This is a genomic window from Stenotrophomonas maltophilia (assembly GCF_003970865.1).
Lineage (GTDB): Bacteria > Pseudomonadota > Gammaproteobacteria > Xanthomonadales > Xanthomonadaceae > Stenotrophomonas > Stenotrophomonas maltophilia_AR.
Map to the genome: position 1 here is coordinate 1 of NZ_RXLZ01000089.1, position 14,532 is coordinate 14,532.

14 protein-coding genes and 1 pseudogene are annotated in these 14,532 nt (G+C 64.8%); 11 read left to right on the plus strand and 4 right to left on the minus strand.

The genetic code is table 11. From position 1 onward, the window contains the following. Positions 1-134: 134 nt before the first annotated feature. The 10 genes and pseudogenes from EKL94_RS20485 to EKL94_RS20535 all read left to right on the plus strand — a co-directional run. Positions 135-527 (plus strand): annotated as a pseudogene (locus EKL94_RS20485) (energy transducer TonB); the annotation flags it as partial. Positions 528-621: 94 nt separating this feature from the next. Beyond that, positions 622-1,383, plus strand: coding sequence for a TonB-system energizer ExbB (gene exbB, locus EKL94_RS20490; protein ID WP_004132614.1), 762 nt, complete (start codon positions 622-624; stop codon positions 1,381-1,383). A gap of 57 nt (positions 1,384-1,440) precedes the next feature. Then, the gene (locus tag EKL94_RS20495) at positions 1,441-1,866 is read left to right on the plus strand and encodes an ExbD/TolR family protein (RefSeq protein WP_012509603.1); all 426 of its coding nucleotides are present in this window, start codon (positions 1,441-1,443) and stop codon (positions 1,864-1,866) included. Between the two features lie 3 nt (positions 1,867-1,869). Beyond that, positions 1,870-2,283 (plus strand): ExbD/TolR family protein, encoded by a 414-nt coding sequence (locus EKL94_RS20500; RefSeq protein WP_032129281.1) that lies wholly within the window; start codon positions 1,870-1,872, stop codon positions 2,281-2,283. 101 nt (positions 2,284-2,384) lie between these two features. Beyond that, positions 2,385-3,845, plus strand: a complete 1,461-nt coding sequence (gene cls, locus EKL94_RS20505; RefSeq protein WP_032129285.1) for a cardiolipin synthase — start codon at positions 2,385-2,387, stop codon at positions 3,843-3,845. A 40-nt stretch (positions 3,846-3,885) separates the two neighbouring features. Then, entirely contained in the window at positions 3,886-4,155 is a 270-nt protein-coding gene (locus tag EKL94_RS20510) for a hypothetical protein (protein WP_010487410.1), read from the plus strand. A gap of 9 nt (positions 4,156-4,164) precedes the next feature. Continuing rightward, complete coding sequence (locus EKL94_RS20515) at positions 4,165-4,908, plus strand: pyridoxine 5'-phosphate synthase (protein WP_126930445.1); 744 nt, start codon at positions 4,165-4,167, stop codon at positions 4,906-4,908. 341 nt (positions 4,909-5,249) lie between these two features. Then, the gene (locus EKL94_RS20525; protein WP_126930446.1) at positions 5,250-6,341 is read left to right on the plus strand and encodes a PA0069 family radical SAM protein; all 1,092 of its coding nucleotides are present in this window, start codon (positions 5,250-5,252) and stop codon (positions 6,339-6,341) included. A 207-nt stretch (positions 6,342-6,548) separates the two neighbouring features. Beyond that, a complete protein-coding gene (locus tag EKL94_RS20530) occupies positions 6,549-7,112 on the plus strand; it encodes a TetR/AcrR family transcriptional regulator (protein ID WP_126930447.1) in 564 nt (187 codons plus the stop codon). Beyond that, a complete protein-coding gene (locus EKL94_RS20535; protein ID WP_185830066.1) occupies positions 7,102-8,052 on the plus strand; it encodes an MBL fold metallo-hydrolase in 951 nt (316 codons plus the stop codon). The genes EKL94_RS20530 and EKL94_RS20535 overlap by 11 nt, the downstream gene beginning before the upstream one ends. A 91-nt stretch (positions 8,053-8,143) precedes the next feature. Here EKL94_RS20535 and EKL94_RS20540 read toward each other — a convergent pair whose 3' ends face one another. The 3 genes from EKL94_RS20540 to EKL94_RS20550 all read right to left on the minus strand — a co-directional run bounded on the left by EKL94_RS20540 (position 8,144) and on the right by EKL94_RS20550 (position 11,594). Next, positions 8,144-8,854: a 2OG-Fe(II) oxygenase gene (locus EKL94_RS20540; RefSeq protein ID WP_014035427.1), complete on the minus strand. Its 711-nt coding sequence runs from the start codon at positions 8,852-8,854 to the stop codon at positions 8,144-8,146. A gap of 108 nt (positions 8,855-8,962) precedes the next feature. Further along, positions 8,963-9,979, minus strand: a complete 1,017-nt coding sequence (locus tag EKL94_RS20545; RefSeq protein ID WP_014035428.1) for a class 1 fructose-bisphosphatase — start codon at positions 9,977-9,979, stop codon at positions 8,963-8,965. Between the two features lie 412 nt (positions 9,980-10,391). Next, the gene (locus EKL94_RS20550; RefSeq protein ID WP_126930449.1) at positions 10,392-11,594 is read right to left on the minus strand and encodes an amino acid aminotransferase; all 1,203 of its coding nucleotides are present in this window, start codon (positions 11,592-11,594) and stop codon (positions 10,392-10,394) included. A 171-nt stretch (positions 11,595-11,765) separates the two neighbouring features. Here EKL94_RS20550 and EKL94_RS20555 point away from each other — a divergent pair, with 171 nt between their 5' ends. Then, positions 11,766-13,856 (plus strand): TonB-dependent receptor family protein, encoded by a 2,091-nt coding sequence (locus EKL94_RS20555; RefSeq protein ID WP_126930450.1) that lies wholly within the window; start codon positions 11,766-11,768, stop codon positions 13,854-13,856. A 79-nt stretch (positions 13,857-13,935) separates the two neighbouring features. On the opposite strand, the gene EKL94_RS20560 is transcribed toward EKL94_RS20555, so the two are convergent. Continuing rightward, on the minus strand, positions 13,936-14,280 hold the full coding sequence (locus tag EKL94_RS20560) for a hypothetical protein (protein WP_126930451.1): 345 nt from the start codon (positions 14,278-14,280) through the stop codon (positions 13,936-13,938). Positions 14,281-14,532 lie beyond the last annotated feature (252 nt).

Sequence of the window (14,532 nt, forward strand, 5' to 3'; positions counted from 1 at the left end):
TCTGTTATCGGGGCGCGGCTGGGGGTTTGTTGCTTTTTTTTGTGTGGTTTTTTTTCTGCCGGGGCGGGGCCCCCGGGAGCAGAACGCCAGAACTGGGTCGGAGGCTCAGTGGTGTATAAGAGAAGGCACCGTAGCCGTCGCCGGTCCCGCCGCCGCCGCAGGCGCCGGTCGTGGACGTGCCGGAACCGCGCCCGAGCGATATCGTCACCCCGCCGTCGCCTCCGTCGCCGCCGGCTCCGCCGACCTCGATCGAGGCCAGCGTCGACATCTCGTCGAAGGCCATGAATCCGCCGCGCTACCCGCCGGCAGCCTTCCGCGCGGGTATCCAGGGCGAAGTGATCCTGATCATTGATGTCGATGCCAGCGGCAACGTCACCAATGTCACGGTGGAAAAGTCCAGCCGTAACCGCGACCTGGACCGTGCTGCGATGGAAGCAGCTCGCAAGTGGCGCTTCAACGCCGCTGAATCTGGCGGTAAGAAGGCGGCAGGTCGCGTTCGCGTCCCGGTCAACTTTGCGCTGAACTGATGCGTCCGGGTGGCCGCCTGGCCACCCCCGCTCCCAGTTCGATTGTTTAGCTTAGCTACACCCTTTATCACCACACACAACAAAGGTAAGCGTCATGCTGCAGGAAATTTTCATCGCCGCTGCTGCCGGGGGCAATCCGTCCAACGCCCTGTCGCAGATGGGCTTCGAGCACCTGATCCACGAAATGACCACCAAGCCGGGTGATTTCGCGGTTTCCTGGGTCGTGCTGCTGACCCTGGTCGTCATGTCGGCCATGTCCTGGTACTGGACCGTCATCAACATCTTCCGCGCCACCCGCCTGAAGAGCGCCGCTGATCGCGTCGTCAGCCTGTTCTGGGACACCCCGAACGCGCAGGACGCCATCCGTGCGATGGAAGAACAGCCGGCTTCCGAGCCGTTCTCCAAGATCGCCCTGGACGCTGCCCAGGCTGCTGCCCACCACCAGCGCGCTGAAGGCGGCGCCACCGGCGGCGTGGGTGAGAACCTGAGCCGTTCGGAGTTCGTCGACCGCGCTCTGCGTCAGGCCGTGACCCGCGAAAGCAACAAGCTGCAGTCGGGCATGACCCTGCTGGCCACCGTCGGCGCGACCGCTCCGTTCGTCGGTCTGCTGGGTACCGTGTGGGGCATCTACGGCGCGCTGATCAAGATCGGTGCCACCGGCTCCGCTTCGATCGACGCCGTTGCAGGCCCGGTGGGTGAAGCGCTGATCATGACCGCGATCGGTCTGTTCGTCGCGATCCCGGCCGTGTTCGCCTTCAACTTCTTCAGCAAGATCAACAGCGCGACCATCAGCAAGTTCGATACCTTCGCGCACGACCTGCACGACTTCTTCGCCACCGGTTCGCGCGTCCGCTAATTGCGACGCGCTGTACCCAGCGAGAACGTAGTCAACACGATCTAGACGGAGCCCGTTATGGCTTTCAGTAGTGGTAACAGCGGCGGCCCCATGGCCGACATCAACGTTACGCCCCTCGTGGACGTGATGCTGGTGCTGCTGATCATCTTCATCATCACGGCGCCCCTGATGTCCCACAAGGTCAAGGTGGATCTGCCGGAGGCCAACCTGGTCCAGAAGCCGGACGACACCAACGACCGCAAGGGCCCCATCACCCTGGCAGTCAAGGAAGATGGCTCGATCTACTGGAACGACGAAGAAATCAACAAGCAGACTCTCGAGTCGCGCTTGGCGACCGCCGCCCAGCAGACCCCGCAGCCGCCGTTGAACCTGCGTGGTGACCGCACCACCAAGATGCGTGTCATCAACGAGATGACCAAGATCGCGCAGGAACAGGGCATGCTGGACGTCGGCTTCGTCGCGACCAAAGAGAAGGGGCAGTAAGCCATGGCATTCAGTAGTGGTGGTGGCAAAGGCCCCATGGCAGACATCAACGTCACGCCCCTCGTGGACGTGATGCTGGTTCTGCTGATCATCTTCATCGTGACCGCGCCGATCATGACGTACCCGATCGCCGTGGACCTGCCGCAGCGCGTGCTCAACCCACCGCCGCAGCTGGTCGAACCGCCGCCGCCGATTGAACTCAAGATCGACGCCAGCAACCAGGTCTCGTGGAACAACAGCCCGATCAATGCGAGCGAGCTGCAGCAGCGGATGGAGAACGAGGTCCAGAAGGACCCGACCAACCAGCCGGAACTGCGCATCGACGCCAGCCCGGATTCCGAGTACGACGTGATGGCCAAGGTTCTGGCCGCCGCGAAGAACGCTCAGATGAAGAAGATCGGTTTTGTGCAGCAGTAACTGCTACACCGCAATACAACAGTCATGACGCGACTGCAGACGCCCCTGGAAACAGGGGCGTCTTTTTTATGCCTGACGGCCTGGACCGTTATGATCGGCGGATGCTCGCCCTCTTCGACTCCCTGCGCCACTGGCTCGACGGCATCGCCCACCTTGGCACGATCCTGGCGGTCGCCTATCTGCTGTACCTGTTCGCGCTGGCGGGCTGGATCATGCTGCAGAAGCGCGAGCCGGTGGCCACGCTGAGCTGGATCCTGTCGCTGGCGCTGCTGCCTTACCTGGGTCTCTTCATCTACTACCTGCTGGGCCCGCAGAAGGTGAAGCGGCAGCGCCTGCGCCGTGGACGCGCGCGGTCGGGCATGGAGCACTACAGCGACGTCTGCCCCCCCGACGCCGACTGCACCGAGCTGGCCAAGGTCGCACAGGCCACGACCGGGCTCGCGCCGAGCAGCGCCACCGAAGTCACCTGGCTGGTGGATGGCGCGGCCACCTACGCGGCCCTGCTGGACGCCATCGCGCAGGCTCGCGACCACGTCCACCTGGAGTACTACATCTTCAACCCGGACCACGCCGGCACCGCGCTGCGCGATGCCCTGGTCGAGCGCGCCCGCGCGGGTGTGCAGGTGCGCCTGCTGCTCGACGCGGTGGGTTCGTCGGCCCTGCCCCGCCGCTTCCTGCAGCCGCTGCTCGATGCCGGTGGCGAAGCGATCTGGTTCCACCCACGGCAGCTGCTGAAGCCGTTCAAGCGCCCGTGGTTGAACCTGCGTACGCACCGCAAGCTGGTGATCGTCGATGGCCGCCTCGCCTTCACCGGTGGCATCAACATCACCGACGACGAGGATGAAAGCCGCAGGGCGGATGCCTACCGCGATCTGCACATGCGCATCCGCGGCCACGTGGTGCGCAGCCTGCAGCTGGTGTTTGCCGAGGACTGGCTCTACGCCAGTGGACAGGATCCCTCGCGCATGGACATCGCCCGTCTGTGGCCGGCCGACATGCCGCTGCGCGGCGATGGTGCGATCAACGCCCAGGTGCTGGTCTCCGGTCCGGACTCGGGCTGGGAAACCATCCATCGCCTGCATGTGGCGGCGATCCAGGAAGCGCACGAGCGCGTCTGGCTGGTCACGCCCTACTTCGTGCCGGGCGAAGCGGCGCGGATGGCACTGACATCAGCCGCGCTGGGTGGGCTGGACGTCCGCCTGCTGGTGCCGAAGATGAGCGATTCCTGGTTCGTCACCCAGGCCGCCCGCTCCTACTTCGACGAGCTGCTGCATGCCGGGGTGAAGATCTACGAGTACGGCCCACGCATGCTGCATACCAAGGCCTTCATCGCCGATGACGACGTCTGCATCGTTGGCAGTGCCAACTTCGACCACCGCAGCTTCCGGCTGAACTTCGAGCTGTCGATGATGATCAGCGACCGTGACCGGGTGGCTGCCTTGGCCGAACTGCTGCAGGGCGAATTCGACCGTTCCACGCGGGTGCACGACCAGGCCGGCCGCTCGCTGTGGCTGCACCGCCTGCCCGAGGCCTTCGCCCGGCTGGCCTCGCCGCTGCTCTGACGCAGCGCTACACTGCGGCGATCATCCGGGGAGCCCGACTATGTACTGGTTGTACCTGCTGCTGGCGCTGGGCTGTTTCGCCTTCGCGCTGAAGACCCCCAGCGCCGGGTTGATGACCCTGTGCCTGCTGGCCGCCCTCGCCTTCCTGCTGGCCTGGGTGCGCGGCCGCTACGTGGCCCGCTTCGGTGATCTGCAGCGCGACCCTGCCACCCTGGTCGATGCCGAAGAACTGCGCCGCCTTCGTGAGCGTGCCCAGGCCCGCCCTGGTGACGACCACAACGATCACGATCCATCCCCTCTTTCCAAGTAGTTCCGTTCCATGACCCAGCTCAGCGTCAACGTCAACAAGATCGCCGTCCTGCGCAATTCGCGCGGCGGTGCCGAACCGGACGTGGTGCGTGCCGCCCAGGCCTGCCTGGATGCCGGCGCACATGGCATCACCGTGCACCCGCGACCGGACCGCCGCCACATCACCGCCGAGGACGTGCTGGCCCTGTCCACGCTGACCCGTGCCCGTGGCGTGGAGTTCAACATCGAAGGCAACCCGTTCGCGCCGCCGCGCGAGGGTTACCCCGGCCTGCTGCCGCTGTGCGCGCAGACCCGCCCGGCGCAGGCCACCCTGGTGCCTGACAGCGACGGCCAGATCACCTCCGATCATGGTTTCGATTTCGAGCGTGATGCCGCGCGACTGCGCCCGCTGATTGCCGAACTGAAAGCGATGGGTTGCCGGGTCAGCCTGTTTGTCGACGCGGGCAACCCGCTGCTGGAGCAGGCGGCCGAAGTCGGCGCCGATCGCATCGAGCTGTACACCGGCCCCTACGCCGAAGCCCACGCGGCCGGCGATGCTGACGCGATGCTGGTGCTGTTCGCCACTGCCGCACGCCGTGCGCAGGCCGTCGGCCTGGGCGTGAATGCCGGCCACGACCTGTCGCAGGACAACCTGCGCGAATTCCTGGCCCACGTGCCGGACGTGCTGGAGGTGTCGATCGGCCACGCGCTGATCGGTGAGGCGCTGTACGACGGACTGGACGCCACGGTGCGCGGGTACCTTGCGTTGCTCTGACCGCTCCCCTGTGAAGTCGAGCGAAGCTCGACTCTACAGGCGGGGCTGATCCCTTCAGATGGCCGTCGCAGCCACTGAGACAGCCGCGACGCAACCTGCCCAAGGGGCGAGGTTCCACGTCCCACCTTGCCGGGCGCTTTGAAAGCACCGTCAGCGAGGCGGTGGACGACGGCTGGGCGGTCGACGAGAGCAAGTTCCTCTTCACGGGAGAGATGTGGATAACTCTGGGGTCAATGTGATCCCGGGAGGATTGCCGGCCCTACTGCTGTATGAATTCTGGCCAGTTGCGCCGCCTGTGGTTAGCAATAATACTAACTGCTCATCCGGGGCTTGAGGGCGGCATGGAACAGGACGCTCGCAAGGCGCAGTTGCCAATCAAGGGGCGAGGTTCTGCCTCACGCGTGCCAGGCAGGTTCGATACCACGAACACTGTCGGAATCGACGATGGCTGGGAGTCGGTCTATGACGACCTGCAGGAGTTGCCGCGACTGCGAACCGAGGTCACCGAGGAACGGGCCCGCAGTGTGATCAGCCGCAACAGCTCCCCTGACGTTGGCTTCAGCGCGTCGGTCAATCCTTACAGGGGATGTGAGCATGGATGCGTCTACTGCTTCGCTCGACCTTCCCACGCCTACCTGAGCCTGTCGCCGGGGCTGGACTTCGAGACGAAGCTGTTTGCCAAAACGAATGCCGCCGAACGGCTGCGCAGCGAGTTGAGCCGGCCGAGCTACAAATGCGCAGCCATCGCGCTGGGCATCAACACAGATGGTTACCAGCCGATCGAAAGGAGCTACCAGATCACACGTCAATGTCTCGAGCTTCTTGCCGAAACCCGCCACCCAGTGAGCTTCGTCACCAAGAGCGCGCTCATCACCCGTGACATCGACCTGCTTGCGGCGATGGCCAAGGACCGCCTGGTTACCGTCTACTTCTCGGTCACCACGCTTGATCGAAAGCTCTCGGCCAAGCTCGAGCCGAGGGCTGCGGCACCGCATGCACGACTTCGCGCGATGAAAGCCCTCCACGCGGCCGGAGTTCCGGTAGGAGTGCTGGTAGCACCGGTCATTCCTCGCATTACCGACCATGAACTCGAAGCGATTCTTGACGCTGCCCATGCTCATGGTGCGCGGGCAGCAGGGTACGTGCTGCTGCGGCTACCCAATGAGATCAAGGACATCTGGAAAGAATGGCTCGAGCTGCACTACCCGGATCGTGCCGAGCACGTCCTAAGTCTCATGCGGCAACTGCATGGTGGAAAGGAATACGACTCTGCGTTCGGTACACGGATGCGTGGCACCGGGCCCTTCGCGGATCTTCTGGCGCAACGCTTCAGGAAGGCACACAGGCAGCATGGCTTCGCGAGGCTCCCGCCGTTGAATACCGATCTTTTTCAGCCGCCCAGGGAACTCTCGCCACAGGGCCATCTCTTCTGAAGAGGGCGCCAAGGGAACCCACATTGCATGGATTCTCCAGATCATCGCGACGTTCATTGAACAACCTGTGCCAGCGCAGGTAATACCGATCTGCAGTAAATCGATAATGAATAAGTACGTCGTACTTGAATGTATACGTACTTGCATGCACGTGCGCGTGCCTAGAATGGCGCCCTTCCGTGGGCCGGTGCATTGCTGGGGCGATCGATGGGCAGAGCGAAGCAGATCGACAGAGAAAAAATCCTTGATGCTGCAGAGCGTCTGTTAGCCAGCCACGGCCGGGCCACACTGACGTTCGAAGCCGTGGCAAAGGAGGCGGGTATTTCGAAGGGCGGTATCCAATCCACCTTTGAATCGAAGAACGCGCTGATCAACGCTCTCCTCGCTCGATGGGAAACACATTACGAGAGCGTCCCCTCCCTGATCGACGATGGAAATGGCCGCTCGATCGCGCGGGCGCATGTCATCGCCACAATGGATAACGAATGCCCAGGCAACGAGCATGTTGCCACGCTCCTCGCCTGCCTCATGCAGACTCCAGAGGAACGTCAGTGGGTTCGTAGCTGGTACGCAAAACTGCTGAGCAGGATCAGCGCACAGGATGGAGGCGACCCACTGGCTCGAATCGCATTCTTCGCTGCAGAAGGCCTGTTCTTCATGCGCTACTTCGGCCTGCACGAATTCCCTGATCAGGAGTGGGAAAAGTATCTGGGCGAACTCAAGTCACTGCTCGAAGAAAAAACGGATGGAGAGAAAGAACATGGGAAGTAAGGCATTTCCCGGCGTGCTCATGGTTGCGTTGCTTGCGTCACCCTTTGCCGCCCTGGCTGCTCAGCCGAACAATCATGATCGTACCCTCCACGCAGCCAGCGGCAAGTACGCTGAGATGAAAAGCGCGTTCGTGGTAAACAGGATCAGCGATCATCTCTACGCCATCAGCGAGCCAGACTATTACCAGGCAAACAGCTCCTACCTCATCATCGGTGACAAGCACGCGCTGATGTTCGATGCAGGCGCCAATTCGCGCGAAGACATCACCAGGGTTGTACGTGGCATCACCGCAATGCCGCTGTCGGTGTTGCCCTCGCACCTGCATTACGACCACTTGGGCGGTATCAGGTTCTTCGACAGCATCTATCTACCGGACGTTCCGGGTGTGCGCAGGTTCGAGAAGGCCGATGGTACCTACGTCATTCCGGATTCCACGCATCTGGGAAGCGTCGATGGATTCGTGCCGCCGGCGATCAGGCCGGCAGCACTGATCAAGCCTGGCGATATGATCGATCTGGGAGGCATCAAGCTGAGGATGCTCTTCTCTCCCGGACATACACAGGACTCGGTCATCCTCTACGACGAAGCGAACAACATCATGCTGACGGGAGATCATCTCTATCCGTCACAACTGCTGGCCGGCAACGTCGAACAGTACTCTCAATCCATTGCGTGGACGCTGGGCGCAGGCAACAACGAAACACGATTCTTCGGGGCTCATCCTGCGGATCGCCATACCGTGCCGGAGATGAGCTATTCCAGCATCGCCCGCACCCTGAACGTCCTGAACGACATCAAGGCAGGGCGGGCAACCGGCAAGCATGTATCCGATCCGGACCTCATCAAGTCAGGCAAGGAGTACACCGTCGACGACAAGATCAGCATCCTCACCGACGTGATTTTCCAGAATGGAAACCGATTCGGTTACGAGACGAGGTAGCTGATCCAAGCGTTCCGCCTGGCGAACCCAGTGCCCTGCGCTTGGCACATGTTTCAGTCGAGCAGGCTCAACGTAAAGCAGAAGTTCGACCTCACCCTCCCCCAAACAACTTCTGCGCACTCTGGAACAGGATCCAGCTGGTCGCGATGAACTTGTCCCCACCCTGCGGCCTGTTGCCACGATGCGTGTGGGTGAACGCCGTCGGCGCAATCAGCAGGCTGCCGGTGCGTGGCGCGATCTTGCGGCCCTGGAACAGGAACTCGGTTTCGCCTTCGTCGAAGTCGTCGTTGAGGTACAGCGTCCACAGCACATGCCGGTGCAGGGTCTCGGCCTGCGCATCCTTCGGGTACAGCTCGCAGTGCCAGTACGGATAGCCGCCCTCGCCTGCCGCATACCACTGCAGGTTGATTGCACCCGGACGCAGGCAGGTGCGGGCCAGGTCGGCCAGCTGCTGCGGCGGCATGTCAGGGAAGTCCTCGGCAGACAGGCGTCGCGGTTGGCCGTTGCTGTCCTGGATCTGCAACATCAGCGGCGCAATCAACGCCTGTGGATAACGGCGTAGATAAGTCAGCAGGCCGTTGAACACCGCGATCTGCAGCTGCTGATCGACATCCTGCCAGCCGTCCAGGCCACTGATGCGCAGATCCTTGCTGTGCTTGAGTTCCGGGAACACGCCACTGCCCACGGCACCGGGCTGCAGGCCACGCGTAGCGCGCAGGCGTTCAACGATGGCCGCGCAGACCTCGCTGGGGACGGCGTTGTGGATGACTTCGATGAAATCGACCGGGCCCTGCTCGTGCATGCGTGCATTCCTTAGGCGGCAACGGCTTGATGGTGCCGTTTGCCGCCTTCGGTGTCACCCCACGGTCATGTCATCGAACTGCCATGACCGCTGTCAGGCGACAGGCCGTCAGCCCTGTGCGTCGTCGTGCGCGTGGTGGTAGCGCACGGCTTCGGCCACTTCCTCGCGCGAGCCCAGGAACACCGGTACGCGCTGGTGCAGCTGGTCGGGCTGGATGTCGAGGATGCGCTCGCGGCCGGTCCAGGCAGCGCCACCGGCCTGTTCGACCAGCAGGCCCATCGGGTTGGCTTCGTACATCAGGCGCAGCTTGCCGGCCTTGGACGGGTCCTTCTTGTCCCACGGATAGATGAAGATGCCGCCGCGGGTCAGGATGCGATGCACGTCGGCCACCATGCTGGCGATCCAGCGCATGTTGAAGTTCTTGCCGCGCGCGCCTTCCTTGCCCGCCAGCAGATCACCGACATAGGCCTGCATCGGCGCTTCCCAGTGACGCTGGTTGGACATGTTGATGGCGAATTCCTGGGTGGCCGCCGGAATCTGCATGTTCTCGGTGGTCAGCACGAACTCGCCCTTCTCGCGGTCGAGGGTGAAGGCATGGGTACCGTGGCCGACGGTCAGCACCAGCTGGGTGCTGGGCCCGTAGATGCAGTAGCCGGCGGCGATCTGCTTGCTGCCCGGCTGCAGGAAGGCGTCATCGCCCGGCAGTTCGACGTTGGTCGGGCAGCGCAGCACCGAGAAGATGGTGCCGACGGAAACGTTGACGTCGATGTTGGAGCTGCCATCGAGGGGATCGAACAGCAGCAGGAAATCACCGCGCGGGTAGATGTCCGGCACCGGCTGGCTGTGGTCCATTTCTTCGGAGGCGCAGGCGGCAAGGTGACCACCCCAGGCGTTGGCTTCGAGCAGGATCTCGTTGCTGATCACATCCAGCTTCTTCTGCGCTTCGCCCTGCACGTTGCCGGTACCGGCGTCGCCGAGCACGCCACCGAGGGCGCCCTTGCTGACGGCGATGGAGATGCTGGTGCAGGCGCGGGCGACGACCGCGATCAGCTGGCGCAGGTCGGCATTGATGCGGCCGGCGTGCTGTTCCTGGATCAGGAAGCGGGTCAACGAAGTACGGGACATGGTCGGGCAGGTCTCGGCAGCGGGAAAACGCCTATTGTCGCCCGTCTGGCGGGGGCGTGCGTGAGCGCGGGAAGGCGTAATCGTTTCCAGATGCGTTGCGCTCGTGGCGCCTTCCTTTTGTCGAGGCTCACGGGAGGGGGAGGCGATGCAGGACACGCTGCAAGTACGTCCATGTAAGCTCGATGGCGCCTTGCTCGTGTGCGCTGTCCTGCGCACACGGCAAGACCGGGGTTGGGCGGCCTGCCCAACCCGCGCGAGGCATGCCTCGGGCCCATGGCGCCAACGGTCCTGAATCGCCTCCCCCTCCCGCGCGCTTCAGGGTTCGCCGCGAGCGCGGTGGGATGGCAAGAACAAAAGCAAAAAACAAAGGCGCCTTTCGGCGCCTTTGTCTTCAAGCCACTGGAGTGCTGCTTCAGCTCTTGGCGACGGTGGCCACGGCCTTGGCGACGTATTCCAGGTTGTTCTGGTTCAGCGCGGCCACGCAGATGCGGCCGGTGCCGACGGCGTAGATGCCGAACTCGTCGCGCAGACGCTCGACCTGCTCACGGCTCAGGCCGGAGTAGGAGAACATGCCGGCCTGTTCGTTGATGAAGCCGAACTGCGGGGCACCTGCAGCGGCCAGCTTCTCGACCAGGCCGTGGCGCAGGGCGTGGATGCGCTCGCGCATCTCGGTCAGCTCCTGCTCCCACATCGCACGCAGTTCCGGGTTGGTCAGCACGCCGGCCACCAGCGCAGCACCGTGGGTGGACGGGCTGGAGTAGATGGTGCGGATCACGCGCTTGACCTGCGACTGCACGGCCTTGGCGTCAGCAGCGGTCGGCGCCACCATCGACAGCGCACCCACGCGCTCGCCATACAGCGAGAACGACTTGGAGTACGAGTTGGCGACGATGAAGCTGTCGATGCCGGCTTCGGCGATGATGCGCACCGCGGCGCCGTCCTGCTCGATGCCCTTGTCGAAGCCCTGGTAGGCCATGTCGATGAAGGGGAACAGCTGGCGGTCCTTCAGCAGCTGGGCGACCTGCTTCCACTGGGTGACCGTGAGGTCGGCGCCGGTGGGGTTGTGGCAGCAGGCATGCAGCAGCACCACGGTGCCGGCTTCCAGCTTGCCCAGGTCGGCCAGCAGGCCGTCGAAGTTGACACCGTGGGTGGTCGGGTCGAAGTAGGTGTAATCCACCACCTCGAAGCCGGCCGCGCTGAACACGGCGCGGTGGTTTTCCCAGCTCGGATTGCTCAGCGCAACGGTGGCGTGCGGCAGCAGCTTCTTCAGCACGTCGGCGCCGACGCGCAGCGCACCGCTGCCACCGACGGTCTGTGCAGTGGTGACGCGGCCGGCGGCCAGCAGCGGCGAGTCCTTGCCGAACACCAGCTCGCGCGTGGCCTGCGTGTACGCCGGCAGGCCATCGATCGGCAGGTAGCCGCGCGGTTTGGCTTCAGCGGCGAGCTGCTGCTCGATCTGCTTGACGGCGCGCAGCAGCGGAATGCGGCCGCTCTCGTCGTAGTAGATGCCCACACCCAGGTTGACCTTGGTCGGGCGGCTGTCGGCGTTGTACGCCTCGGTCAGGCCCAGGATCGGGTCGCCTGGGACCAGTTCCACGTTTGCAAAGAAGGACACGGCGGTACTCGTTCGGTAGACGGAAAGGGGGAGGAATTGCGCCACGCGGTCTGCGGCTTTTCGGCCGGAAACAGCCCATCGTAACAAAGCCTGCCGGGGCTGGCCGCCGCCATCGTCATCCGCGGCCCCGTACCATGGCGTGCGTTGCCGCCCGATCCATCAACCTGAATCATGAATCCCGCCGCACGACGCCGTTGCCTGCCGCTGTCCGCCCTGCTGCTGTCGCCCTGGGCGGCGGTGGCCGAGCCTGCGCCCACCGCCCTGCCCACGGTGCAGGTACAGGCCGCACGGGTGCCGGGCATCGACCCGTTCGCGCTGCCGGCCAGCCAGGACACGGTCTGGATCGATGCCAGCCGCGCGGGCACCGGCGCGCAGCTGTCCGAGGCGCTGGCCGGGGTACCAGGGCTGCTGGCGCGCGACCGGCAGAACTTCGCCCAGGACACACAGCTGTCGATCCGTGGCTTTGGCGCGCGCTCGACCTTCGGGGTGCGCGGGGTGCGGGTGTTGATCGACGGGGTGCCCGCGACCATGCCCGATGGCCAGGGCCAGCTGTCGCATGCCAGCCTGTTGGGCGCCGAACGCATCGAGGTGCTGCGCGGGCCGTTCTCGGCGCTGTACGGCAATTCCTCCGGCGGCGTGCTGCAGGTCTGGAGCGCGCAGGGCCAGGCCGGCGACCCGTGGCGGTTGCGCGTGAATGCCGGCGCCGACAACACGCTCAGTGTCGGTGAGCAGCTGAAGGGTGCCGGCCAAGTGCTGGACTACAACATCGCCGCCAACCACTTCCGCACCGATGGCTGGCGGGACCACAGCCGCGCGCGCCGTGAATCGCTCAACGCCCGCATCGGTGGAGAGCTGGGCGGTGGGCGGCTGGAGCTGCTGCTCAATGCGCTTGACGCCCCCGATGCGCAGGACCCGCTGGGCCTGACCCGTGCCCAGGTGGCGGCTGATCCGCGCCAGGCCACGGCGGTGGCGCACCAGTACAACACCCGCAAATCGGTGCGCCAGCAGCAGGCCGGCCTGCGCTGGACCCGTGAAACGGGAGCGCAGCGCTGGCAGTTGATGGGCTATGCCGGGCAGCGCGCGGTGCGCCAGTACCTGCCGATTCCGCCGACTGCGCAGGCCAATCCGCTGCATGCCGGCGGGGTGATCGATCTGGAGGGCGGCTACGGCGGACTGGACGCGCGCTGGGGGTGGCATGGTGACCTCGCCGGCCGCCCCCTGGATCTGGTGGCCGGGCTCAGCGCCGACCGCCAGCGCCAGCATCGCACCGGCTTCGAGAACTTCATCGGCAGCGCCCTGGGCGTGCGTGGGCGGCTGCGTCGTGACCAGATCGACGTCGTGCAGAACGTGGACCAGTTCGCCCAGGCCTGGTGGCAATGGAGCCCGCGCTGGTCGCTGCTGGCCGGCCTGCGCCACAGCACCGTGCGCTTCGACTCGGATGATCGTTACATCACCACCCGCAACCCGGACGACAGTGGCCGCCGGCGCTACCAGGCGACCACGCCGGTGGCAGGCGTCAGCTTCGAGGCCAGCCCGCAGTGGCGGCTGCACGCCGCCGTGGGGCGTGGTTTCGAGACCCCCACCTTCAACGAACTGGGTTATCGCGCCGACGGCCAGGCAGGATTGGCACTGGATCTGGCGGCCGCCCGCAGCCGCAATCTGGAGATTGGCAGCAAGTGGCACGCGCAAGGCGGAACCCTGCTCGATATCAGCCTTTTCCGCGCAGATACCGACGAAGAGCTGGCAGTTGCCAGCAATATCGGTGGGCGCAGCACCTATCGCAACATTGGCCGCACCCGCCGCCAGGGCGTGGAACTGCAGTACCGACAACCGCTGGCCGAACAGCTGGAACTGCAGCTGGCGTGGACCTGGCTGCAGGCGCAGGTGCGCTCGCCGTACCTGACCGCGAACACTCTGGTCGCTGCAGGCAGCCGCCTGCCCGGCGTGCCACGCCAGCAGGCCTTCGCCCGCCTGCAGTGGAGCCCCGCCGACTGGCAGTGGGCGCTGGAGGCCTCGGCCAGCACCGATATCGTGGTCAATGACGTGGCTGCGGCGCGCGCGCCGGGTTTCGCCCTGCTGCACCTGGAAGGCGGGCGCCGCTGGGCCTTGCCGGGTGGCGAGCTGCGCGCCTTCGCCCGGCTGGAGAACGTGCTGGACCAGGCCTACATCGGCTCGGTGATCGTCAATGACGGCAACGGCCGCTTCTACGAACCGGGACCGGGACGGCGGGCCAACGTCGGCCTGCAGTGGTTGTGGCGTTGAAGGGGTAGTGCCGGCCGCTGGCCGGCATCGCGCCGTGCAGGACGTCAGGAGGTTGCCGGCCAGCGGCCGGCACTACCGGTCAGTCGGGGGCCTTGGCCGGCACGAACGGCGAGGTCGGGTCGCTGGCCGGGAAGGTCTCCTCCAGCGCCTCGTCCTGGTTGTCGCTGGCACGCTGCTTGCGCTCGCGGCGCTTCAGCGGGCTCTCCTGGCCCCCGCGATGGCGGTCACCGCCATCCTTGCGGTCCTGGGCGGCCTGTTCAGCCACATGTTTTACCGGCAGGTGGTCGTCACCGTGCTCGGCGTCGAAGAACGGTGCACCGGTGCCGCGGTAGTCGGCGTTGTCGGCATCGCGCTTGCCGCGCTGCTCGCCGGGAAGGGGCGGGTGGTTTTCCCGCAGCGGGTCTCGTGAGGTCTCTCGGCTCATGGTCTGGTACCTGCACTCGGGGGCTCCCACTACACCGCCCTGCAGGTAAAGCCACCGCGAACCTGGCGTCATGAACATCTCGCTCACCCCCCGGTAACGGCACCGCGCGTATTCCTGCCCCTGTCTCTTTTACACAACTGACCCTGCAGAGAGCCTTCAGCCATTGGGCCAGCGTGTGGTGAGACCGCTACAAGCTACAAATCACACACCGACCAGAAAAAGGAAGAAAAAAGAAGAAGTTAGGCACAGAGA

What these genes read in the sequence shown, in the direction of transcription:
- exbB (WP_004132614.1), top strand. Translation starts at nt 622, where the DNA reads ATGCTGCAGGAAATTTTCATCGCCGCTGCTGCCGGGGGCAATCCGTCC.
- EKL94_RS20495 (WP_012509603.1), top strand. Translation starts at nt 1,441, where the DNA reads ATGGCTTTCAGTAGTGGTAACAGCGGCGGCCCCATGGCCGACATCAAC.
- EKL94_RS20500 (WP_032129281.1), top strand. Translation starts at nt 1,870, where the DNA reads ATGGCATTCAGTAGTGGTGGTGGCAAAGGCCCCATGGCAGACATCAAC.
- cls (WP_032129285.1), top strand. Translation starts at nt 2,385, where the DNA reads ATGCTCGCCCTCTTCGACTCCCTGCGCCACTGGCTCGACGGCATCGCC.
- EKL94_RS20510 (WP_010487410.1), top strand. Translation starts at nt 3,886, where the DNA reads ATGTACTGGTTGTACCTGCTGCTGGCGCTGGGCTGTTTCGCCTTCGCG.
- EKL94_RS20515 (WP_126930445.1), top strand. Translation starts at nt 4,165, where the DNA reads ATGACCCAGCTCAGCGTCAACGTCAACAAGATCGCCGTCCTGCGCAAT.
- EKL94_RS20525 (WP_126930446.1), top strand. Translation starts at nt 5,250, where the DNA reads ATGGAACAGGACGCTCGCAAGGCGCAGTTGCCAATCAAGGGGCGAGGT.
- EKL94_RS20530 (WP_126930447.1), top strand. Translation starts at nt 6,549, where the DNA reads ATGGGCAGAGCGAAGCAGATCGACAGAGAAAAAATCCTTGATGCTGCA.
- EKL94_RS20535 (WP_185830066.1), top strand. Translation starts at nt 7,102, where the DNA reads ATGGGAAGTAAGGCATTTCCCGGCGTGCTCATGGTTGCGTTGCTTGCG.
- EKL94_RS20540 (WP_014035427.1), bottom strand. Translation starts at nt 8,854, where the DNA reads ATGCACGAGCAGGGCCCGGTCGATTTCATCGAAGTCATCCACAACGCC.
- EKL94_RS20545 (WP_014035428.1), bottom strand. Translation starts at nt 9,979, where the DNA reads ATGTCCCGTACTTCGTTGACCCGCTTCCTGATCCAGGAACAGCACGCC.
- EKL94_RS20555 (WP_126930450.1), top strand. Translation starts at nt 11,766, where the DNA reads ATGAATCCCGCCGCACGACGCCGTTGCCTGCCGCTGTCCGCCCTGCTG.
- EKL94_RS20560 (WP_126930451.1), bottom strand. Translation starts at nt 14,280, where the DNA reads ATGAGCCGAGAGACCTCACGAGACCCGCTGCGGGAAAACCACCCGCCC.